Annotated in this window: 18 protein-coding genes; 10 read left to right on the top strand and 8 right to left on the bottom strand. The window is 64.6% G+C overall.

Annotation, left to right across the window (positions count from 1 at the left end):
* Nucleotides 1–148: 148 nt before the first annotated feature.
* Nucleotides 149–436, bottom strand: coding sequence for a GIY-YIG nuclease family protein (locus V1479_RS04225; protein WP_368801792.1), 288 nt, complete (start codon nucleotides 434–436; stop codon nucleotides 149–151).
* Nucleotides 437–776: 340 nt separating this feature from the next.
* Here V1479_RS04225 and V1479_RS04220 point away from each other — a divergent pair, with 340 nt between their 5' ends.
* Together V1479_RS04220 and V1479_RS04215 are read left to right on the top strand one after the other, a co-directional pair.
* Entirely contained in the window at nucleotides 777–1487 is a 711-nt protein-coding gene (locus tag V1479_RS04220; protein WP_368801791.1) for a hypothetical protein, read from the top strand.
* A gap of 82 nt (nucleotides 1488–1569) precedes the next feature.
* Nucleotides 1570–2280: a GNAT family N-acetyltransferase gene (locus tag V1479_RS04215; RefSeq protein ID WP_368801790.1), complete on the top strand. Its 711-nt coding sequence runs from the start codon at nucleotides 1570–1572 to the stop codon at nucleotides 2278–2280.
* A gap of 20 nt (nucleotides 2281–2300) precedes the next feature.
* Here the strand turns inward: V1479_RS04215 and V1479_RS04210 are convergent, their stop codons facing one another.
* Together V1479_RS04210 and V1479_RS04205 are read right to left on the bottom strand one after the other, a co-directional pair.
* On the bottom strand, nucleotides 2301–3170 hold the full coding sequence (locus V1479_RS04210; protein WP_368801789.1) for a prephenate dehydratase: 870 nt from the start codon (nucleotides 3168–3170) through the stop codon (nucleotides 2301–2303).
* Complete coding sequence (locus V1479_RS04205) at nucleotides 3167–3907, bottom strand: 3-deoxy-manno-octulosonate cytidylyltransferase (protein ID WP_368801788.1); 741 nt, start codon at nucleotides 3905–3907, stop codon at nucleotides 3167–3169. The genes V1479_RS04210 and V1479_RS04205 overlap by 4 nt, the downstream gene beginning before the upstream one ends.
* Before the next feature lie 214 nt (nucleotides 3908–4121).
* On the opposite strand from V1479_RS04205, the gene V1479_RS04200 reads away from it, so the two are divergent.
* The 7 genes from V1479_RS04200 to V1479_RS04170 all read left to right on the top strand — a co-directional run bounded on the left by V1479_RS04200 (nucleotide 4122) and on the right by V1479_RS04170 (nucleotide 13762).
* Entirely contained in the window at nucleotides 4122–4952 is an 831-nt protein-coding gene (locus V1479_RS04200; RefSeq protein ID WP_368801991.1) for a c-type cytochrome, read from the top strand.
* Between the two features lie 152 nt (nucleotides 4953–5104).
* A complete protein-coding gene (locus tag V1479_RS04195; protein ID WP_368801990.1) occupies nucleotides 5105–6985 on the top strand; it encodes an extracellular solute-binding protein in 1881 nt (626 codons plus the stop codon).
* Nucleotides 6982–8859: an extracellular solute-binding protein gene (locus V1479_RS04190; RefSeq protein ID WP_368801787.1), complete on the top strand. Its 1878-nt coding sequence runs from the start codon at nucleotides 6982–6984 to the stop codon at nucleotides 8857–8859. Before V1479_RS04195 ends, V1479_RS04190 begins: the two co-directional genes overlap by 4 nt.
* Before the next feature lie 67 nt (nucleotides 8860–8926).
* Entirely contained in the window at nucleotides 8927–10018 is a 1092-nt protein-coding gene (locus V1479_RS04185) for a microcin C ABC transporter permease YejB (protein ID WP_368801786.1), read from the top strand.
* A complete protein-coding gene (locus V1479_RS04180) occupies nucleotides 10019–11170 on the top strand; it encodes an ABC transporter permease (RefSeq protein ID WP_368801785.1) in 1152 nt (383 codons plus the stop codon).
* A complete protein-coding gene (locus tag V1479_RS04175; protein ID WP_368801784.1) occupies nucleotides 11167–12798 on the top strand; it encodes an ABC transporter ATP-binding protein in 1632 nt (543 codons plus the stop codon). The genes V1479_RS04180 and V1479_RS04175 overlap by 4 nt, the downstream gene beginning before the upstream one ends.
* Before the next feature lie 31 nt (nucleotides 12799–12829).
* On the top strand, nucleotides 12830–13762 hold the full coding sequence (locus V1479_RS04170; RefSeq protein WP_368801989.1) for a 2-hydroxyacid dehydrogenase: 933 nt from the start codon (nucleotides 12830–12832) through the stop codon (nucleotides 13760–13762).
* A gap of 7 nt (nucleotides 13763–13769) precedes the next feature.
* Here V1479_RS04170 and V1479_RS04165 read toward each other — a convergent pair whose 3' ends face one another.
* From V1479_RS04165 to V1479_RS04150, 4 genes are all read right to left on the bottom strand, one after another.
* Nucleotides 13770–14630, bottom strand: coding sequence for a C40 family peptidase (locus V1479_RS04165; protein WP_368801783.1), 861 nt, complete (start codon nucleotides 14628–14630; stop codon nucleotides 13770–13772).
* Complete coding sequence (locus tag V1479_RS04160; protein WP_173187925.1) at nucleotides 14627–14977, bottom strand: MarR family winged helix-turn-helix transcriptional regulator; 351 nt, start codon at nucleotides 14975–14977, stop codon at nucleotides 14627–14629. The genes V1479_RS04165 and V1479_RS04160 overlap by 4 nt, the downstream gene beginning before the upstream one ends.
* Before the next feature lie 99 nt (nucleotides 14978–15076).
* Nucleotides 15077–18157, bottom strand: coding sequence for an efflux RND transporter permease subunit (locus V1479_RS04155; RefSeq protein WP_368801782.1), 3081 nt, complete (start codon nucleotides 18155–18157; stop codon nucleotides 15077–15079).
* A complete protein-coding gene (locus tag V1479_RS04150) occupies nucleotides 18154–19302 on the bottom strand; it encodes an efflux RND transporter periplasmic adaptor subunit (RefSeq protein ID WP_368801781.1) in 1149 nt (382 codons plus the stop codon). Before V1479_RS04150 ends, V1479_RS04155 begins: the two co-directional genes overlap by 4 nt.
* A 137-nt stretch (nucleotides 19303–19439) precedes the next feature.
* Here V1479_RS04150 and V1479_RS04145 point away from each other — a divergent pair, with 137 nt between their 5' ends.
* Nucleotides 19440–19994 carry a TetR/AcrR family transcriptional regulator gene (locus V1479_RS04145; protein WP_173187929.1) on the top strand — a complete coding sequence of 185 codons (555 nt, stop codon included), beginning with the start codon at nucleotides 19440–19442 and terminating at the stop codon, nucleotides 19992–19994.
* A 7-nt stretch (nucleotides 19995–20001) separates the two neighbouring features.
* Here the strand turns inward: V1479_RS04145 and V1479_RS04140 are convergent, their stop codons facing one another.
* Nucleotides 20002–21378 (bottom strand): leucyl aminopeptidase family protein, encoded by a 1377-nt coding sequence (locus tag V1479_RS04140; RefSeq protein ID WP_368801780.1) that lies wholly within the window; start codon nucleotides 21376–21378, stop codon nucleotides 20002–20004.
* Between the last annotated feature and the right edge of the window lie 135 nt (nucleotides 21379–21513).

Raw genomic sequence — 21513 nt, 5'->3', positions numbered from 1 at the left:
CGTTCAGGATGTGACGCGGGTCATCGCTGCCGGCGAGAATCCGCCGCCCGGCCGCGCTGCTCAATGGGTCCCGGCTCTGCGGTCGCTGCGCTCCCTTGGCCGGGATGACGGCGGAGAGGTAGCAGCACTTTAGCCGTTCAGCGGCGCTTCAGCCGTTCAACGGCTCATAAAGATCGTTCCAGTCCGGGTTCATCGCCTCGACCAGGTCCAGCTTCCATTTGCGGCGCCATTTCTTGATGCGCTTCTCGTCGTCGATCGCATCGCGGATGTCATCATAGTCGCGATACCAGACCAGCCGATCGACACTGTATTTGCGGGTAAAGCCCTGCATCAGCCCCTCGCGATGCTCCCAGATGCGACGTTCGAGGTCAGCCGTCACGCCGGTGTAGAGCGTTCCATGCTTTCGCGATGCAAGAATGTAGACATAGCCCTCCATCTTGGGATGGCACCAGAAACCTGTTCTTCCGGCAAGTAGGATTTGGCGCCGTGCCTCTCCACCGTCATCCCGGCCGACCGAGCTTGCGAGGGAGAGCCGGGACCCATTGGTCCGCAAATCGTCAAGCACGGCCCGCTTCTCGCCCCGACACGCGCAACCGCAGCCGCAAGCACCCGCCGACCGGCCACACCGCCCATGACTTCCGGATAGCCTGCACTTCGCTTCGGCTTACCGGATGACGGCGGGGAGGTCGTGGCCCAACCTTAATCTCCTGTCTCCCTTTGGGACGGCACGATCCTTGCAACCCGGTTGCCAAGGGTGAGAATTCGGGGAGATCGCCATGAGCATGCAAACCACCGTCGGCGACACGGCAACCTCACCGCGTCCCTGGCAGCATCTGGCCGTGCTTCGCGAGCGCGCCCGAGGCCGGTTCAAGCCGACACTGCTCACCCGCATCGAGCGCTACGGCATCAGGCGCGATCTTACGGTGCCGCGCGATATGCTCCCCACGCGGGTTCCGATCGCGCTGCGGCCCATGACGCACGCCGACGTGGACATATTGTTCCCCGACGATGCGACCGCGCTGTCTCCGAAAGACCGGCAAGAGGTCGTTTGGCGGCGCATGTTCATCGACAAGGCGGGCATCGCCAACGGCATCGTCGGCGTGGACGAGCGCAATGGCAGGCTGTGCGCGGCGTTGTGGCGGTTCTGGCATTCAGACAACGCGCTCGTGCGCCGCATCGGTGGCTTCCCGCATCTCTGCCCCGACGACATTCTCATAGAAGGGCACTACGCGCCGCGCCCCTATCGTGGTGTCGGGGTCATGCCTGTGGTGACCGAAATGGTGGCCCGCGAGGCGGCGATCGCCGGTCTGCGCTACATGCACGGCTTCGTCGGCACCCGAAACCGGCCGTCCCTCAAGAGCGCGCGGCGCATCGGTTTCGAGCCGCATCTGCTGCACACGCGCCGCTTTCGCCTGTTCGGGCTGCTCGTCGACGACCGCTTCGATGTCTTTCCCGACGAAGACCCGCGCCGTCGCTGGGAACTCTGATGTCCGCCCGTCCCGCAACGGGACGGCACGGAAGTTGCTTCGCGTCGACAGGGGCAAAAAAACGATCCCCGGAGGAACCGTCATGAGCATGGACACCGCCAAATCACTGAACGGCAAATCGACCGACATTCTCCATACGCTCGATCATCTCGGGCAGCGCATCCGTGGTCGCCTGAAGCCGACCCTCGTCGCGCGCACCGTGCGCTACGGGCTTCGCCGCGACCTCGCGGCGCCGCTGGAGCATGTCAGCGCCAAGATCCCGATCTCGTCGCGCCGCATGACCCAGGCCGACATCGACATCATGCTGCCGGAGGACGCCTCCGCGCTGCCGCCTGCCGATCAGCTCGAGGTCAAGTGGCGCCGCCTCTTCCTTGACAAGGCCGGTATCGCCAACGGTTTCGTCGCCGTCGACGAACGCGATGGCTCGCCCTGCTACATGCAGTGGCTGTTCGGCCGCACCGAGGCCGACATCGTCGCCGATCTCGGCGGCTTCCCGCGGTTCGGCCGGGACGAGGCGCTGCTCGAATGCGCCTATACGCCGCCGAGCCATCGTGGGCTCGGCATCATGTCGGCGGCGATGGCGCTGTTCGCCGAGCACGCGACCGATTTCGGCGCACGCTACGTGCACACCTTCGTCGGCACCGAAAACATTCCGTCGCTGAAGGGATGCAGGCGTGCCGGCTTCGACCCGCACATGCTGCACACCCGCCGCTTCCGGCTTTTCGGCCTGCTGCGCGACGACACATTCGACGTGATGGCCGAAGACGACCCGCGCCGCCGCTGGGAGATGTGATCCACGTCTGAAGCGGGGCCCTAGTCCTCGTCCACGCTCTGCGTCGCGCGGAACGGATGCGCCGGATAGACGCCGAGGATGCGGACCTCGCGGGAGAAGAACGCCAGTTCCTTCAGCGCCTGGGCGACGTTCTTGTCGTCCGGGTGCCCCTCGATGTCGGCGTAGAACTGCGTCGAGAAGAACTTGCCGCCGAGCTGGTAGCTCTCCAGCTTGGTCATGTTGACGCCGTTGGTGGCAAAGCCCCCCATCGCCTTGTAGAGCGCGGCGGGGATGTTGTGCACGCGGTAGACGAAGGTCGTCATCATGAGCTGTTCGGGATCGACGCGCGGCGCCCAGCTCTTTTCCTTCGACAGCACCACGAAACGGGTGACGTTGTTGTCGGCGTCCTCGACATTCTCGGCCAGGATGTCGAGCCCGTAGAGCGACGACGCCAGCCGCGGCGCAAGCGCAGCCCAGCTTCGGTTGCCCTCCTCGGCCACCAGACGCGCGGCCCCTGCGGTGTCGCCCGCAACCACCGGCTTCCAGCGATGGCGGCGAATCACTTTGCGGCACTGGCCGAGCGCGTGGATATGGCTGTGGACCGACTTGATCTCCTCCATCTTCACCCCTGGCAGCACCATGAGCTGGAAGTGGATGGGCAGGAAATATTCCGCGACGATGTGCAGCCGCGATTCAGGCAGCAGGTAGTGAATGTCGGCGACGCGGCCCGCCAGCGTGTTCTCGATCGGGATCATGGCGAGGTCGGCCTTGCCGCTCTCCACCGCGTTGAAGGCATCCTCGAAGGTCGGGCAGGGCATCGGCTCCATGTCGGGATACATGTCGCGGCAGGCGGTGTCGGAGTTCGCCCCCGGTTCGCCCTGGAAGGAAATCCTGTTCGTCTTTGCAATCATTTCGGCAGGCCTTGTGAAATCAATGTGCGGGCGCGTTCGAGGTCGCGCGGCGTGTCGACGCCCAGCGGCACGGCACCGACGATGCGCGCGTCGATGCGCATTCCGGCTTCCAGCGCCCGAAGCTGCTCGAGCTTCTCGCGCTTCTCCAGCGTCGAGGGCTCCAGCGCGACGAAGCGTGCGAGTGCTGCGCGGCGATAGGCGTAGAGACCGACATGGTGGTAGTGCGGCCCCTCGCCCCAGGGCGCGGTCGCGCGCGTGAAATAGAGCGCACGCAGGCGACCGGGCTCGACCGGCGAGCCGACGATCTTCACCACGTTCGGGTCGGTCCGCTCCTCGTCATGGGTGATCTCGACGCCGAGCGTGGCGATGTCGACGGCGGCGTCGGCCAGCGGTTCGAGTGCCGCGCGTACAATGCGCGGCTCGACGGTCGGCAGATCGCCCTGCACATTGACGACGGTCTCGACCTTTCCGTCCGGGTCCAAGGTCCGAAGCGCCTCGAAGATGCGGTCCGAGCCCGACTGGTGGCCGCTGTCGGTCATCACCGCCTCGTGTCCGCTGGCCACGACCGCATCACGAATCTCGGCCGAATCGGTGGCGACCACAACGCGTCCCACGCCGCTTTCCACCGCCCGGTCTGCAACGTGCGCGATCATCGGGCGGCCGCAAATGTCTGCGAGCGGCTTGCCCGGCAGGCGGGTCGCCGCCATGCGCGCGGGGATCAGGACAAGGATGGACATGGCTGGGAAACGGGTCTCCGGCGCGAATGGCGAGGGCATTCCCGAGTGGCAAAAGGTCTCACTGGGAAGTGCCCTTATATGTGTTGCAAGGACCGAGCAAAAGACCTAGTTTCCGCGCGATTTCACCGGCATCTACCGCACGGGGGATGTGGCTTGCGCACGAGAAGGGGGCAAGCCCGACGGAGCGGTCGGACAAGGGAGCCTCGGATAGATGATGGATTCGTTTGAACTCAACAAGCTGATCGGCGCGTTTCTCGCGGTGGCGTTCGTGGTCTTTTCGGTCAGCATCGTGTCCGATTCCATCTTCGCTACCCACGCACCGGAAAACCCCGGCTACGCCATTGAGGTGGCCGAACAGCCAAGCGGCGACGCGGCCCCGGCCGAGGCCGGCCCGTCGATCGCGGAGCTGCTGCAGACGGCAGACGCCGCAGCCGGCGAGACAGCCTTCCGCAAGTGCCAGGCCTGCCACACGCCTGACGAAGGCGGCGCCAACAAGGTCGGCCCGAACCTCTGGGACATCGTCAACCGCCCGGTCGCCTCGCATGAAGGCTTCAGCTACTCGGCCGGCATGCGCGAATTCGCAGCCGACGGCACCGTCTGGGACTACGATCACCTGAGCGAGTTCCTCAAGGCGCCGCGCTCCTACGTCTCCGGCACCGCCATGGCGTTCGCCGGCATCAAGAACCCGGAAGAAGAAGCCAACCTGATCGCCTATCTGCGCACGCTCTCCAGCAACCCGGCCCCGCTGCCGGAAGTCGCGGCAGAAGAAGCGCCGGCCGAGGACGCCGCAGCGCCCGCCGCCGAAGGCGAAGCCGCCCCGGCAGCGGAGGATGGGGCTGCTCCCGCCGAGGACCAGGCCACCCCTGCCGAGGATCAGGCCGCCCCTGCGGAAGAGCAGACTGCCCCCGCCGAGGAACAGACTGCCCCCGCCGAAGAGACAGAGGCCGAGCCGGCCCAGCCGGAAACGCCCGATGACGGCAGCGCCGCCGCGCCGGAAACCGATGCCGGCACCGAGAGCGGCGAGACGACCCCTCAGCAACAATGACAAAGATGTAATCTCAGCATCACGAAAAAGCCGGGTTTCGCCCGGCTTTTTTGTTAATCTGCGGCGCGCGGAAACTTGCCTGCGCAGGGTTTTCATATGCGCCGCAGAGGCTAGTTTAGGAATTCGTGGACCACACGCTGAATGAGGATGGCATGGGATTGAAGCGCTTTCGCACTCTGGCTCTGTCGATGATCGCAACAGCCTTGCTGACCGGCACGGCCAGTGCGCAGGAGGACCCCGAATGGCGCACAACCTCGTCGCTGATCAGCGAAGCGGCCGAAACTGAGACGTTTGAGCGCTATCCATACGTCAATCCCGATGCCCCTAAAGGCGGCACGCTGAACACAACCACGTTCGGAACTTACGACAGCTTTAACCCCTTCATCGTACGCGGCACACCTGCTGCGGGATTCGGGTCGTTTGGCGGGCTTCTTTGGGAGACCCTGATGCAGCAATCTGTTGACGAGGCAGGAACGAGCCACCCGCAGATTGCAGAGGCGTTTGCCTATCCGGAAGACTATTCCTCGGCTACCTACCGCATCGACCCCAGAGCACGCTGGCATGACGGTCAACCGATCACTCCGGAGGACATTATCTGGTCCTTCGAGACGCTGAAGCGTATCAGTCCCATGCACAAGCACTACTATGCCAACGTGAGCAAGGCCGAAGCGCTTTCGGAAAACGAGGTCAGATTCACCTTCGACCAGACCGGTAACAGAGAACTGCCGCACATCATGGGAGATCTTCCGGTCTTGCCGAAGCATTGGTGGGAAGGCGAAAACGCGCGCGGGCAGAAGCGTAACATCGAAAACCCGACGCTTGAGCCACCCCTGGGCAGTGGACCCTACAAGATCGAATCCTTCGATGCCGGATCGAGGATCGTCTGGAAGCGGGTCGATGACTATTGGGGAGCGGATTTGCCGATCAACATTGGGCGCAACAACTTTGACCGGCTGCGCTACATCTATTTCCAGGACGATAATGCTGAGTTCCTCGCCTTCAAGCGTGGTGGTTTCGAGGACATCAGGCGGGAGATGAGCACTCGCCGGTGGGTGCAGGAATACGATTTTCCGGCTGTGGGAAGTGGGGATGTGATCAAGCGCGAGTTCGTCGAGGGCGGTGTCCAGCACATGCAAGCTTTCGCATTCAACATGCGCTTGCCCCGCTTCCAGGACCGTCTCGTGCGCAAGGCGCTGACGCTGGCATACGATTTCGAAGAGCAGAACCGACTCCAGTTCTTCGGCCTAAATCGGCGCTTCTCCAGCTACTTCCAGAATTCCGAACTCGCATCGAGCGGGATTCCTGAAGGCAAGGAACTGGATATACTTGAAGAGTTCCGTGACGATCTTCCACCTGAGCTTTTCACCGATGAGTTCAAGCTTCCGGTCTTCGACAGTCCGCGAAGCGCGCGAGACAACCTGCGCGAGGCAGTTGGCCTCTTCGACGAGGCGGGCTGGGAAATCCGGGACGGGCGGATGGTCAACAAGGAAACGGGGGAGCAGTTCCGCATCGATTTCCTTGGCGGCTCTCCGACGGCGGAGGTAATTGCCGGCGGCTACATCTCGAATCTGCGCCGTCTAGGCATCGACGCCACACTGCGTATCGTTGATACCTCGCAGTATATCCAGCGCTACCAGAACTTCGACTTCGATGCCGTCACGGCAGCTTTCCCGCAAACCGAGTCTCCTGGCAACGAGCAACGCGACTACTGGAGCTCGCAGGCAGTCGATACGCCCGGCTCACGCAACGCTCCTGGGATCAAGGACCCGGTCGTCGACCGACTAATCGATAAGATCATTTTCGCCAAGGACCGCGAGGAGCTCGTTGCCACGGTTCGGGCGCTCGATCGGGTGCTGTTGTGGAACTACTATACGGTACCCCAATATTATCAGCCGACAATGCGTTACGCTTATTGGAATAAGTTCGGCATTCCCGAGCAGCAACCGCGCTACGCCGGTATTGACACCATGTCCTGGTGGATCCGTCCCGATCAGGAAAAGGCAATCGAGCGCAGCTTCGAGGAGGCGCAATGAAGGCCGGTGGAATGCTTGCCCGGCGCGACTTCCTCGCGCTGGGCGGGGCAGCGCTGGCGGCGCCCCTGCTGGTTCGCGACGCCTTCGCCCAGTTGCCGACGGACACGCCGCTTCACGGCATATCGGTCTTCGGCGACCTGAAATACGGAGCCGACTTTGCGCATTTCGACTATGTGAACCCCGACGCGCCCAGCGGCGGACGCATCGTCACCCAGTCGCCGGCGCGCATCTACAACCAGAACTTCGACACGTTCGATACGCTCAACATGTATGTGCTGCGCGGCAATGCGGCATTCGGCATGGATCTCACCTACGCCTCGCTACTGGCGAGCTCGTCCGACGAGACCAGCTCGATGTACGGCTATGTGGCGGAGACGGTGGTCGTCAGCGAGGACAGGCTGACATGGCGCTTCACGCTGCATCCGGACGCCGCCTTCCATGACGGCACGCCGATCAAGGCCTCGGACGTCCTCTTCACCCTGACGACGCTACGCGACCTCGGCCATGAAAACATCGCCAGCACGCTGCGCGAGGTTGAGACGATGGAAACCCCGGACGAGCGCACGATCTCGGTGACGCTCAAGGCGGATGCCGGCATATCGGTCCTGCTGACCGTCGCCGGCGCGCCGATCTTTTCGGAAAGCTGGTGGGAAGGCCGCGATTTCCAGGCAACGCTCTCGCAGGCGCCACTCGGCTCCGGGCCGTACCGGGTCGGCCGCTTCAATTTCGGCAGCTTCATCGAATTCGACCGGGTCGCCGACCATTGGGCGGTGAAGCGCCCGGTCATGGTCGGGCGCTACAATTTCGACCGCATCCGCTACGAATATTATCGCGACAGGACCGCCTCGTTCGAGGCATTCAAGGGCGGCAACATCCTCTTCAGGGAGGAATTCACCTCCCGCAACTGGGCGACGGACTACAATTTTCCGGCCATCAACGACGGCAGGGTCAAGATCGAGGACTATCCCGACGAAACACCCTCAGGCGGTCAGGGCTGGTTCTTCAACACCCGCCGGGAAAAGTTCGCGGACCGGCGCATCCGCCAGGCCATCGGCATGCTGTTCGATTTCGAATGGACGAATGCCAATATCATGTACGGCCTCTACGAGCGTTCCAACTCCTTCTTCGAAAAGTCGGACAACAAGGCGTCGGGCCTGCCGAACGAAGCCGAGCTTGCACTGCTGGAACCGTTTCGCGACCAGCTTCCGCCCGAGGTCTTCGAAGAACCCTATGTCGCGCCCGTCACCGACGGCAGCGGCCGCGACCGCAACCAGATGCGCGCCGCGCTGGCGATGTTCACCGAGGCCGGCTGCAAGCTCGACGGCCGCCGTATGCTGCTGCCCTCCGGCGAGCAGCTTACGATCGAGTTTCTCGGCAACTCGGACACGTTCGAGCCGCACCACAACGCCTTCATTCGCAATCTGACCCAGCTCGGCATCCGCGCCAGCTACCGCATCGTCGACGCCGCGCAATATTCGCTGCGGCTGCGCGAGTTCGATTTCGACATGGTGGTGTCGCGCTTCACGATGTCGCTCTTTCCGTCGCGCTTCATCAGGCAGGTGTTCGGCTCGGTCAGCGCCAATTCGCCGGGCTCGTTCAACATGGCTGGCATGGCCAATCCCGCCATCGACGCCGTGCTGGAGAAGATCATCGCGGCGAAGTCGCAGGAAGAATTCACCATGGCCACGCGCGCGCTCGACCGGATCATCCGCGCCGAGCATTACGTGGTCTTCCAGTGGCACAAGGCAGCACGCTGGCTCGCATACTGGGACTATTACGACCGTCCGACGGTCAGTCCCAAATACGCCACCGGCGTGCTCGACACATGGTGGACGCGCCCGGACAAGGTCCAGGCAACCGGCATGACCGGCTGACGCAAGCTTCCCATGTGATGACAAAGCCGGTTACAGACGTGTCCAGCTCGAAACCCGAAGGAAACTGATGGGCGCCTACATCCTCCGCCGCCTGCTGCTGATGATCCCGACGCTGTTCGGCATCATGGCCATCTCCTTCATTGTCATCCAGTTCGCGCCCGGCGGACCGGTGGAACAGGTGATCGCGCGCATGACCGGCGACGGCGGCGGCGCGACCGACCGCCTCTCCGGCGGCGGGGCCGACGTCTCGCAGAACTTCGATGCCGGAAACGACTACAAATATCGCGGCGCGCAGGGGCTGGACCCCGCCTTCATCGCCCAGCTCGAAAAGCAGTTCGGCTTCGACAAGCCGCCGCTCGAACGCTTCTTCAACATGCTGTGGAACTATGCCCGCTTCGACTTCGGCGAGAGCTATTTCCGCGACATCTCGGTCATCGACCTCATCATAGAGAAGATGCCGGTATCGATCTCGCTGGGGCTGTGGATCACGCTGATCTCGTATTCGATCTCGATCCCGCTCGGCATCCGCAAGGCGGTCAAGGACGGCACCGCCTTCGACGTGTGGACCAGCGGCATCGTCATCGTCGGCTATGCCATACCGGGCTTCCTGTTCGCGATCCTGCTGATGGTGCTGTTTGCCGGCGGCTCGTTCTTCGACTGGTTTCCGCTGCGCGGGCTCACCTCCGAGAACTGGGGCGACCTGTCCTGGCCGGAACGCATCCTCGACTATTTCTGGCATCTGACACTGCCGCTGACGGCAATGGTGCTGTCGGCCTTCGCCACCACCACGCTGCTGACCAAGAACTCCTTCCTCGACGAGATCCGCAAGCAATATGTCGTCACGGCCCGCGCCAAAGGCCTGTCCGAGCGGCAGGTGCTCTACGGCCACGTCTTCCGCAACGCCATGCTCATCATCATCGCCGGTTTTCCGGGCGCGTTCATCTCCGCCTTCTTCACCGGGTCGCTGCTCATCGAGAACATCTTCTCGCTCGACGGGTTGGGCCTTCTCGGCTTCCGTTCCGTGCTCGACCGCGACTATGCCGTGGTGTTCGCCACCCTCTACATCTTCTCGCTGATCGGCCTGTTCGTCAGCCTTCTCTCGGACCTCACCTACACGATGATCGATCCGCGGATCGATTTCGAAAGGCGGGAGGTCTAGATGTCCGACGTGATCGCCAAGGGCGAAGTGGAGAAGGTACGCGAGCGCACGGCGCGGCCATGGCTGTCGCCGCTGAACCAGCGCCGCTGGCAGAACTTCAAGGCCAACCGGCGCGGCTACTGGTCGCTCTGGATTTTCCTGGTCCTGTTCGTGCTGTCGCTGTTCGCCGAGTTCATCGCCAACGACAAGCCGATCCTCGCGTCCTACAAGGGCGAGATTCTGTTCCCGGTCCTCGTCGACTACCCCGAAGAGAAGTTCGGCGGGTTCCTTGCCGTCACCGATTATCGTGACCCGATCATCAGCGAGGAGATCGAGGCCAATGGCTGGCTGATCTGGCCGCCGATCCGCTACTCCTACCGCACGGTCAACAACGACATCCCCGAATCCGCGCCAGCCAAGCCCTCATGGCTCTACGACGCTGAGACGCGCTGCGGCCGCTATTTCGACGGCGCCGCAGACCCCGCCTGCACGGTCGGCAACTGGAACTGGCTGGGTACCGACGACCAGGCCCGCGACGTGCTGGCGCGCATTATCTACGGCTTCCGCATATCGGTGCTGTTCGGCCTCGTGCTCACGCTGGCCTCGGCCGTCATCGGCGTGTCTGCCGGCGCCGTGCAGGGTTATTTCGGCGGCTGGACCGATTTGATCTTCCAGCGCGTGATCGAGATCTGGTCATCGATCCCGGTGCTCTACCTGATCCTCATCATAGCAGCCGTGCTGCCGCCGGGCTTCTTTATCCTGCTCGGCATCATGCTCCTGTTCTCGTGGGTCGCCTTCGTCGGCGTGGTGCGGGCGGAGTTCCTGCGCGCGCGCAACTTCGAATATGTCAACGCCGCGCGCGCGCTCGGCGTCTCCAACGGCACGATCATGTTCCGCCACCTTCTGCCCAACGCCATGGTGGCGACGCTGACCTTCCTGCCCTTCATCCTCAACGGCTCGATCACGACGCTGACCTCGCTCGACTTCCTCGGCTTCGGCCTGCCGCCGGGCTCCGCCTCGCTGGGCGAACTCCTGCGGCAGGGTCAGCGCAACCTCAACGCGCCATGGCTCGGCATCACCGGCTTCCTGACGCTGTCGATCATGCTGTCGCTGCTGATCTTCATCGGCGAGGCCGTGCGCGACGCCTTCGACCCGCGGAAGACGTTCAAATGAGCGACACACCTCTCCTCTCGGTGCGCGATCTTTCCGTGGCCTTCACGCAGGGCGGCGCGCAGAATCTTGCCGTCGATCGCGTCTCCTTCGACATCGCGCGCGGCGAGACGGTCGCGCTCGTCGGAGAATCCGGGTCGGGCAAGTCCGTCTCGGCGCTCTCGGTCCTCAAGCTTTTGCCCTACCCGGCCGCCAGCCACCCCTGGGGCGAAATCCTGTTCCACGGCGAGAACCTGCTGGCAGGCGGCGAGAAGGAACTTCGCAAGGTGCGCGGCAACAAGATCACCATGATCTTTCAGGAGCCGATGACCTCGCTCAACCCGCTGCACACGATCGAGCAGCAGATCGGCGAGATCCTGAAGATCCACCGCGGCATGGGCGACAAACAGGCCCGTGCCCGCACGCTGGAGCTGCTGCATGAAGTCGGCATACAGCAGCCGGAACGCCGCCTCGGCGCCTATCCGCACCAGTTGTCGGGCGGTCAGCGCCAGCGCGTGATGATCGCCATGTCGCTCGCCAACGAGCCGGAGCTGCTGATCGCCGACGAGCCGACCACCGCGCTCGACGTCACCGTGCAGGCGCAGATCCTCGAATTGCTGGACGAGCTGAAGAAGAAGAACGGCATGTCGATGCTGTTCATCACCCACGACCTCGGCATCGTCCGGCGCATCGCCGACAAGGTCTGCGTGATGACCAAGGGGCGAATCGTCGAGGCCGGCCCGACCAGCGAGATATTCGAGAACCCGCAGCACGAATACACCCGCCACCTGCTCGCCGCCGAGCCGAAGGGCACCGCCCCCAAAGCGAACCCGGACGCCGAGACGGTCATGACGGGCGACGACATAAAAGTCTGGTTCCCGATCAAGCAGGGCTTCTTCAGGAATACCGTGGACTATGTGAAGGCGGTCGACGGCATCGACGTCGTCGTCAAGGCCGGCCAGACGCTCGGCGTCGTCGGCGAATCCGGTTCCGGCAAGACCACGCTCGGCCTCGCCCTGTCGCGGATGATCTCGTCGGAAGGCAGGATCATGCTCGGCCAGAAGGAAATCGACGGCTATTCCTTCAAGCAGATGCGCCCGCTGCGCAGCGAGATGCAGATCGTCTTCCAGGACCCGTTCGGCTCGCTATCGCCGCGCATGTCGGTCTCCGAGATCATCGAGGAAGGCCTGAAGATCCACGAGCCGAACCTGTCCGTCGACGAGCGCGACGCCATGGTCGTCGACGTGCTCGGCGAGGTCGGGCTCGATCCGGCCACCCGTTTCCGCTACCCGCACGAGTTTTCCGGCGGCCAGCGCCAGCGCATCGCGATCGCGCGCGCCATGGTGCTGAAGCCGCGCTTCGTCATGCTCGACGAGCCGACCTCGGCGCTCGACATGAGCGTGCAGGCGCAGGTGGTGGACCTTCTGCGCGACCTGCAGAAGAAGCACGACCTCGCCTATCTCTTCATCAGCCACGACCTCAAGGTGGTGCGCGCCCTGTCGAACCACGTCATCGTCATGCGCAACGGCAAGGTGGTGGAGCAGGGTTCGACCGAGCAGATTTTCGAGAACCCGCAAACCGACTACACCAGGGCGCTGATCGCCGCCGCCTTCGACATCGCCACCGCGCCCGCCGGCGTCGTCAGCCAGTAGCTTCACTTTCAGGACCATCGCCATGTCTTCAATCGCGCGCAGGCGCATCCTGCTTTCCGTCACCGGCTACGATCCGAAGCTCTGGAAGGAGCTCCTGTCGACGGAACACGACGTCGTCACCCAGCCGGACGGCGAAGCGATCGACTATGCGGTTGTCTGGAAGCATCCGCACGGCGCTCTCGATGGGCTGAGGGGCCTCAAGGCGATCTTCTCGCTAGGCGCCGGTGTCGACCACATTCTTGCCGATCCAGGCCTGCCCGACGTGCCGATCGCGCGCATCGTCGCCGACAATCTGACGCAGCACATGGTCGAATACATGACCTGGCGGGTGCTCGACCATCACCGCAACGGCATGACCTACCGCGCCAATCAGGCGCAGAAGATCTGGCGCGAACCGCCGCAGCCCGTCGCCGGCGAGATCAGCGTCGGCATCATGGGCCTGGGTCAGCTCGGCCGCGCCTGCGCCTCCGCGTTTCTGCCGCTCGGCTTCAAGGTGAATGGCTGGACGCGCACGCCGCGCCCGATGGAAGGCGTCACCACCTTCCACGGCGAAAGCGGGCTGCGCGACTTCCTCGCCGCGACCGACATTCTGGTGGTGCTGCTGCCGCATACGCCGGCCACCGAAGGCATCATCGACCATGCGCTCCTGCGCGGCCTGCGCCGCGAAAACCGGCTCGGCGGCGCGATCCTCATCAATGGCGGACGCGGCAAGCTCCAAAAAGAGGCAGACATCCTTCAGGCACTCGAAGACGGCACCTTGAAGGAAGCAAGCCTCGACGTTTTCCAGCAGGAGCCGCTGCCGCAGCAGAGCCCGCTCTGGACGCACCCGCGCGTCTTCGTGACCCCGCACTCGGCGGCCACCTCCGACCCCGTCCACCTCGCCCCGCTGATGCTCGAACAGATCGCCCGCGACCAACGCGGCGAGGCGCTGCAAAACCTCGTCGACCGCAAGGAAGGGTATTGAGCGAAGGTCACACCCGCCGGAACCCCGTCGGCGCGCCATAGAGGTAGGCGATTCGCTCGACCGCCGCGGCGAGCGGTTCGCGTGAGACCATCATGGTGTGGCCGTTGGCGTGGATGATGGTTTTCTCGTCGACCATGATCGCCACGTGGCCCTTCCAGAAAACGAGGTCGCCGCGCCGCAGCCCGGCGAGATCGTTGCCCACCTCCAGCGCCGCGCCGATCGTGGCCGCCTGCATGTCGGTGTCGCGGCGCACATCGCTTCCCGCCATGCGCATGGAAAGCTGTACGAGGCCCGAACAGTCGATGCCGAAGGCGCTCGATCCGCCCCAGAGATAGGGCGTGCGCTCCAGCTCTTCGGCGACCGCGACATAGTCGCCACTGACCGTGCCTACAGGCCGCAGGTGCGCGGCGACCAGCGCCTCGCCGCTTTCAAGAAGCGCGTAGTCCGTGCCGCGCGTCGTCGCTCCGCCCACCACCGTCAGCCGGCTGCCCATGGAGAGGGCGCCCGTGGCCGGCTTCTTCATGTCGGCTTCGCGATAGCTGAAGGTACGCGGCACGGCGACGACATGTGTGGGCGCCGCACCCGGCTCTGCCAGCCCCGTTGCGGGCGCGTAGCCGACATAGCCGTCGCGCGCGCCCTGCACCCAGGCGAAGCCTTCCGTTTCCTCGAAGACCATCACCTCGTCTCCGGCCAGAAGCTGGGTGTCGAGCCCGGCATCGGGCCGCGGCGCGTTGCGCAGGTCGAGAACGGGCGCGGCGACCCGCGCCGGGCGGCCGGTAACGAAACGCTGCGCCTCCACCGTGCCTCGCAGCCGCTCGTCGGCGAGATCGGGCCGGAAGGCCTGCAGCCTGCGGTCGAGGGCGTTCATATCGGCAGCTCCGCAGCCTTGTCGATGACGAGATCACCGAAGCGTTCGACGAACAGCGCGCCCTCCACGGTGCGCTTGATCAGAACGTTGCGCTTGTCCTTCTCGTCGCGGTGGCGCGACAACAGCTTGAGCGAGCCCATCGTGTCGAGCGCGCGGGTAATCACCGGCTTGGTCACGGAGAGCTTTTCAGCCAGCCCGCGCACGGTGTGCGGCGGCGGGTCGAGATAGACCGTCAGCAGGATCGCCATCTGGCGCATGGTAAGGTCGTGCGACGCCGCCTGCACCTCCGCCAGCGTGACCTGCTGCCAGAGCCGCAGCGACTGGCTGGGACGCATCGCGATGCCCATCGGCGCTCCACGGAAGGTCGTTTCGGTTCCGTATCATTCAAGCGAAAAAAAGCGGCCGGCGCAAGGCACCGGCCGCTCTTCATTTCGTCTCTACGGCGGCTACTCGCCAGCCGGCGCCCCCTGCGGCTGCGGAGCGTCGTCCTCCACATGCCCCATCTCCTTGGCGGAGATGAAGCTGTAGAACATCGGCACCACGAACAGCGTGAACATCGTGCCGATGATCAGGCCGGTGAAGATGACGAGGCCCATCGAGAAGCGCGCCGCCGCACCGGCGCCAGAGGCGATGATGAGCGGCACCACGCCCAGCGACATCGCCGCCGTGGTCATCAGGATCGGCCGCAGGCGCACCTTTGCGGAGGCGACGATCGCCTCGAAGCGGTCTAGCCCATGGGCCTCGCGCTGCTGGTTGGCAAACTCCACCATCAGGATGCCGTGCTTGGTGATCAGCCCGATCAGCGTGATCAGACCCACCTGCGTGTAGATGTTCAGCGTCGAGAGGCCGAGGTTCAGCGGCAGCATCGCGCCGAAGATCGACAGCGGCACCGTCATCATGATGATAAACGGATCGCGGAAGCTCTCGAACTGCGCTGCGAGCACCAGATAGATCACCACAACGGCCAGCGCGAAGGCGATGACGATCGTGTTGCCCTGCTCGATCTCCAGCCGCGACTGGCCGGAATAGTCGATGAAGAACCCGTCCGGCAGCAGCGGCCGTGCGATGTCCTCGATCAGCGCGAGACCGTCGCCGGTGGTCACGCCCGGCAGCGGCAGCGCGGAGATCGTCGCCGAGTTGAGCTGGTTGAACTGCTCGATGGCGGCCGCGCTGACGCCGGTGGAGATCGTCACCACCGCTGAAAGCGGCACCATCTGGCCGGTGGCGCTGCGCACGAAGAAGTCGCCCAGCCGTTCCGGATTCTCGCGGTACTCCTGCGGCACCTGCATGATGATGTCGTAGCTGTTGGAATCGCGGTCGAACTGCGCGATCGCGCCGCCGCCCACCAGCAGGCTCAGCGTGGAGCCGATGTCGCGCACCGGCAGGTTGAGTGCCGCCGCGCGTTCGCGGTCGACCGTGATGACCACCTGCTGCGCGTTGAAGGCGAGCGAGTTCTGCACGACGATGAAGCGGCCGCTTGCCTGCGCCTCCTGGCGCACCTGCTCGGCCACCTCGTAGACCTGGCTCGGATCGCCGGTCGACTGGATCACCAGCGAGATCGGCAGGCCGCCGCCGGCACCCGGCAGCGAGGGCGGCGCGAAGACCAGCGCCTCGACGCCGGCGATCTTGGACAGCCGCGCCTGGATGTCCTGCTGGATTTCCTTCTGCGACCGCTCGCGCTCGGCCCAGTCCTTGAGCGCCCACACCGAGATGCCTGAATTGGTCTGGCCGCCGAAGCCGACGATTGAGAAGTTCGCGTCGAGCTCCGGCAGGTCCTCCGTCAACGCGCGCATCTGGTCGGTGTACATCTTGGTGTACTCCGTCGTCGCATAAGGCGGCGCGGTCACCAGTGCGAAGAGCGCGCCCTCGTCTTCTTCCGGCGCGAGCTCGCTCGAGGTCTTCATGAACATGAAGCCGGTCAGGCCAACCAGCACCAGCACGATCAGCACCGTCACCGGCCGATAGTTCAGCGAACCGTGGACCAGTCGCTCGTAACGCGCCGAGACGCGGTCGAAGGTATTGTCGACGGCCTGCTGGAAGCGGCTGTGTCCACCGCGCTTGAGCAGCCGCGCCGACATCATCGGCGTGATCGTCAGGGCGACGATGCCGGAGATGACGACGGCGCCGGCCAGCGTCATGGCGAATTCGCGGAAAAGCGAACCCGTCAGGCCGCCGATGAAGGCGAGCGGCGCGAACACGGCCGCCAGCGTGATCGTCATCGCGACGACCGGCCCGGTGATCTCCTTCATGCCGACGAACGCCGCCTGCCGGGGGCTCAGCCCCTCCTCGATATGGCGGTGGATGTTCTCCACCACCACGATCGCGTCGTCGACCACGAGGCCGATGGCGAGCACCATCGCCAGCAGTGACAGGAGGTTGATCGAGTAGCCGAGCGCGAACAGCACGAAACAGACGCCGATCAGCGACAGCGGTATCGTGACGATCGGCATCAGCACCGAACGGAACGAGCCCAGGAACAGAAGAATGATGACAATGACGATCACCACCGCTTCGGAGATCGTCGTGAACACCTCGCGGATCGATGCGCTGATCTGCTCGGTGGCGTTATACATCATCGTCAGCGTCATGCCCTCGGGCAGGCTCGCCTGGATCGCCGGCAACTCGTCGAGCACGGCGGAGGCCGTGTCGAGCGGGTTGGCGGACGGTGTGGGGAAGACGCCGATGAAGGTGCCCGGCTGGCCATTGAAGGTAACGACCATGTCGCTGCTTTCGGCGGCGAGTTCCACCTCAGCGACGTCGCGCAGCCGCACGACGTCGTCGCCCGTCGCCTTGAGCGGCAACTGGCCGAACGCCTCGGGGTTCTGCAGCGTCGATTCCATCGTCACCGAATAGGTGACGAACTCGTTCTTGGTCTTGCCGGGAGCGGCCAGGAAGTTGGCGGAATTGATGGCATTCATCACCTCCGCTGCCGTCATGCCGCGGGCGGCCAGCCGCACTGGATCGACCCAGACGCGCATGGCGTAGTTGGCCGCGCCCATGATCTGGACCTCGGCAACGCCCGGAATGGTCGACATGCGCGGCCGGATGACGCGCTCGATATATTCCGTCACCTGCTCATTGGTCATGTTCGGGTTCTGCAGCGCCAGATACATGGTGGCGAACTGCATGCCCGTGCCCTTGACGATGGTCGGATCCTCGGCCTCGCTGGGCAACTGGCTGCGCACCTGCTGCACCTTCGACATCACCTCCGTCAGCGCGACGTCGGGGTTGGAGCCCAGCCGCATCTGCACGGAAACGACGCTCGCGGAGGGACGGCTCTGCGAGGTGACGTAGTCGACGTTCTCCGTCGTGGCGACGGCGGCCGAGATCGGCGCGGTGATGAAGCCCTGGATCAGCTCGGCGCTGGCGCCCGGATAGATCGTGGTGATCGTGATCACGGTCTCCTCGACCTCCGGATACTGGCGCACCTGGAGGTTGAAGAGCCCCTGGAAGCCCAGGAGCAGGATCATGATGCCGAGCACCGACGACAGGACGGGCCGGCGGATGAAGATGTCGGAGAAGCTCATTTCGACGCCGCCTGTTCACCGGCCTGCCCCGCCGGATCGATGGTGTTGTCGACGGCGATGGGGGTCCCGTTGTTGAGCCGGTTCTGGCCTGCCGTCACCACCATCTCGCCGCCTTCGAGGCCGGAGGCGATTTCCACCTGGCTGCCGGACCTGCGTCCCACCGTCACGAAGACCTGCCGCGCCTCGAGTTTCTCCGCCTCGCCTTCGGCGGGGACCTGCTCTTCGCCGTCAGCCTCGGGCTTGCGGGCGACGTAGACATAGTCGCCGTAGAGGCTCGTCACGACGGCCGTCTGCGGCAGCGCGATGACGTCGTCCTCCTTCGGCATATCGACATAGATGCGCGCGAACTGGCCGGGCGTCAGACGCTCGTCCGGGTTCTCGATCGCCGCGCGCACCGAAACCAGCCGGCTCGACGGGTCGACCTTCGGGTCGATGCCCACGATCTCGCCGGTCAGCTCGTTGTCGTCGCCATCCACGGTCAGGCGCACCGGCTGGCCGATGCTGAGCTGGCTCAGCCGCTGCTCCGGCACGGTGAAGTCTGCCCGCATCGTCTCCAGATCCTGCAGCGTCACCACGCTGGTTCCCGGCTGCAGATACTGGCCGATGTCGACGCGCGGAATGCCGACGGTGCCGGCGAAGGGCGCGCGCAACTGCTTCTGCTGCAGCACCGCTTCGAGCTTTTCGGCCTGCGCGCCGGAAGCAGCGGCAGCCGCTTCGGCAGCCTGCAGCGACACCGTCGAGCCGACGCCGCGCTGCTGCAACTCCATCGCGCGATCGAGCGCCTGCTTGTCGAGATCGGCCTGGGTGCGGGCGGCGAATAGGTCGGCCCGCTGCACGGCATCGTCGAGCTGCACCAGAACCTCGCCCTGCTCGACCCGCTGGTTGGCGCTAAAGTGCAGCTCCTTGACGATGCCCGTCGTCTCCACCGTCAGGTCCACGCCCCGGATCGCGTTGACCGTTCCGATCGCATCGATCGACGGGGTCCACGATTCCGGCTTGACCTCCACCGTGGAGACTGTGACGGTCGCAACCGGCATGTTGGCGAAGAAGTTCTCGATCGCCTGATCGCGGAACATGTTGAATCCGACCACGCCTGCCGCAAGGACGGCCAGCAGTACGATTGCGATGAGGAGGCGCTTGATCATGGGTGTTGGGCTTTCTGGCTGGAACCGACGAGCAAAGGCCAACGGCCTCCGTGAGAGGGCCGCAATAATAACCTTGCAAATCGAGGGCGATCTACTGTACCGTCTGGACGGTATTGTCAACCCCGATTGTAGGTGAAATGGCAGATAAACGACCCAACACCAGGCAGCGTCTTCTCGAAGCGGCGGCGGACATCTCGCGTGAATCGGGAGCCGGCAGCCTCTCCCTCGACGCCGTCGCCGCCCGGGCGGGCACCTCCAAGGGCGGACTTCTCTATCATTTTCCAACCAAGGCCGCGCTCATGGAAGGCGTGGTGGAGATGTTCGTCTCGAGCTTCGCCGAAACCCTGTCGGCGCGCGCCGCCGAAAAGCAGGGCGAACCCAACGGCCTCGCCGAAGCCTATCTCGAGCTTTTCGTGGAAGACCACGATTGCAACAAGCCGCCGCCCTCGGGCCTGCTTGCGGCACTCGCCGAAAACCCGGACTTCCTGAGACCCGTGCGTCGTTTCGAGCGCGAGCTACTCGACCGCATGAAGGAAAACAGCGCCGATCCGGCGCTGTCGATCGTCATCTTCCTGGTCGCGCTGGGCGTGCGCAATTCGGCCCTCATCAACCTCGACGTCCTGACCGACGAGGAATTCCACCTCGTCACCGAGCGCTTGAAAACGCTGCTCGAAGCCGCGCCGGACCAATAGCGCGCCCTCAGCCGCCGTAGCGGCGCGCCAGCACATCCTCGATTGCGCGAATGCCCTGCGCCTCGCCGCCCACGGGGCAATGGGGCCGGTCGACCGGGCTCCAGCCGTACACGTCCAGATGCGTCCAGCTTTGCGCCTTCTCCACGAAACGGCGCAGGAACAGGGCCGCCGTCACCGCGCCTGCAAAGCCATCCGACGTCACGTTGTTGACGTCGGCGACCTTGGAAGCGAGCTTCCTGTCGTAGGGCGTCCATAACGGCATCCGCCACAGCGGGTCGGCCACGCGCATCGAGGCTTCCGCCAGATCGGATGCAAACGCTTCGTCATCGGTGAAGAAGGGTGGCAGGTCGGGCCCGAGCGCCACCCGCGCGGCACCCGTCAGCGTCGCCATGTCGATCAGCAGCTGCGGCTCTTCCTCGTCCGCGAGCGCCAGCGCGTCGGCCAGCACCAGCCGGCCTTCCGCATCGGTGTTACCGATCTCCACCGTCGGCCCCTTGCGGCTCTGGAGCACATCGCCCGGCCGGAAGGCGTTGCCCGCGATGGAGTTCTCGACCGCCGGCACCAGCACCCGCAGCCTCACCGTCATCCCCGCCGCCATGATCATCGACGCAAGGCCGAGCACATTTGCGGCCCCGCCCATGTCCTTCTTCATCAGCAGCATGCCGGAGGCCGGCTTGATGTCGAGCCCGCCGGTGTCGAAGCACACGCCCTTGCCCACCAGCGTCACCTTCGGCGCGCCCTTCGGACCCCAGGTCAGGTCGACGAGCCGCGGCGCCTGCGCGGATGCGCGTCCCACGGCGTGGATCATCGGGAAGTTCTTCTTCAGGAGATCGTCGCCGGCAATCACCTTCACGCTCGCCTTGTGCGCCTTGGCCAGCTTGCGCACGGCTGCCTCCAGCGCGTCAGGCCCCATATCGCTCGTCGGTGTGTTGATGAGGTCGCGCACGAGGTAGACCGCATCGGCCCGGCGCTGCACCGCCGCGAGGTCCGAGCCGTCGGCAACGGCGAATTCCAGTTTGGGCGTCTCGTTCTTGCGATAGCGGGAGAAGCTGTAGCCACCCAGCGCCAGACCCAGCGCCGCCATTTCCGGTTCCTCGACCTGCCCGGCAAACCGCCATGCCCCATCGGGAAGCTGGCGCGCGAGTGTTCCCGTTTCCAGCGGCGCGAAGCCGCCGCGCTCGGCTGCCACGCCGAACAGCGCGCCTGCTACAGCGCCACCTTCGCCCGGCAGCACCAGCAGCTTGCCCGCCTGCCCCGAAAACCCGTTGGCTGCCGCCCAGGCGCGCGACCGGTCGTCGAGATCGAGCTGCTCGAAGCTCTTCTTGGTGACGAGGTGCACGGGACGTGCGTCACGCGCGGGCTTTTCGGTCAGTTTCAGCGGCATGGGAGACTTCCTGATGCCGGACGGAACCCCGGCGCTGGCGCCAGCGCCTTAACCGTCCGTTAGGGTTAACAGACTATTGCTCGTTCCCGGATGCGCCCTCTTGCAGGGCAATGACGGCATGGAGACGAGCGTGCA

Origin of the sequence: Neoaquamicrobium sediminum (genome assembly GCF_040970315.1) — a bacterium.
In the GTDB taxonomy this organism is placed as follows: Bacteria; Pseudomonadota; Alphaproteobacteria; order Rhizobiales; family Rhizobiaceae; genus Aerobium; species Aerobium sediminum.
The sequence above is the reverse complement of the archived record's forward strand: the minus strand, read 5'-3'. Positions and strand labels throughout refer to the sequence as shown.